The following is a 1,102-nucleotide window of genomic DNA, read 5'->3' as shown; positions in this document are numbered from 1 at the left end:
GAACTGAAACATCTTAGTAGGGGCAGGAAGAGAAAGCGCAATGCGATGTCGTTAGTAACCGCGGGTGAACGCGATACAGCTCAAACCGAAGCCTTCGGGCTATGTGGTGTATGGGCTGACATGCAGCACCAGACCGTCATCGAGAAGTCTCCTGGAATGGAGCGCGAAACAGGGTGAAAGCCCCGTATCGGTGTCCAATACGGTGTGCGTCAGTTCCAGAGTAGTGGAGGTTGGAAATCCTTCGCGAATCTAGCAGGCATCGACTGCTAAAGCTAAACACTCTCCGAGACCGATAGTGAACAAGTAGCGTGAGCGAACGCTGAAAAGTATCCTCCAACGGGAGGTGAAATAGGGCCTGAAATCAGGTGGCGATGGAGCGACGGGGCACGAAAGGTCCTGTGACAAACGAGACGGGTGCGAACCCGCAGTAGGACTCACAGGAAGCCGGTGTTCCGTCGTACGTTTTGAAAAACGGACCAGGGAGTGTGCCTGTCTGACGAGTCTAACCCGTCTACCGGGGGAGGCGTAGGGAAACCGACATGGCCGCAGCGCTTTGCGCGAGGGCCGCCGTGTTCAAGCGCGGGGAGTCAGACGAGCACGACCCGAATCCGGACGATCTACGCGTGGGCAAGATGAAGCATGGCGAAAGTCATGTGGAAGTCTGTTAGGGCTGGTGTCTTACAATACCCTCCCGTGACCTGCGTGTAGGGGTGAAAGGCCCATCGAGTCCGGCAACAGCTGGTTCCGACCAAAACATGTCGAAGCATGACCTCCGCCGAGGTAGTCTGTGAGGTAGAGTGACTGATTACTGTGTCCGCCCTCGAGAGAGGTCGGCGCGGTTGTCAAACTCCGAACTCACAGACGCCGTCAACGCGGGGAGTCCGGTGCGCGGGGTAAGCCTGTGTACCATAAGGGAGACAACCCAGCGCCGGGTTAAGGTCCCAAAGTGTGGATTAAGTGCGATCGAAGGTGGTCCCGAGCCCTAGACAGCCGGGAGGTGAGCTTAGAAGCAGCTACCCTCCAAGAAAAGCGTAACAGCTTACCGGCCGAGGTTCGGGGCGCCCAAAATGATCGGGGCTCAAATCCACCACCGAGACCTGGC

At 57.4% G+C, this 1,102-nt stretch carries 1 rRNA gene; it reads left to right on the top strand.

Annotated features, from left to right (window positions below):
- Positions 1-1,102: ribosomal RNA gene (locus BLR34_RS16565) — 23S ribosomal RNA — on the top strand; the annotation flags it as partial.

The sequence above is a fragment of the Halovenus aranensis genome (assembly GCF_900100385.1).
GTDB lineage: Archaea > Halobacteriota > Halobacteria > Halobacteriales > Haloarculaceae > Halovenus > Halovenus aranensis.
Note: the sequence above shows the minus strand (reverse complement) of the source record. Positions and strands in the feature narration are given on the sequence as shown.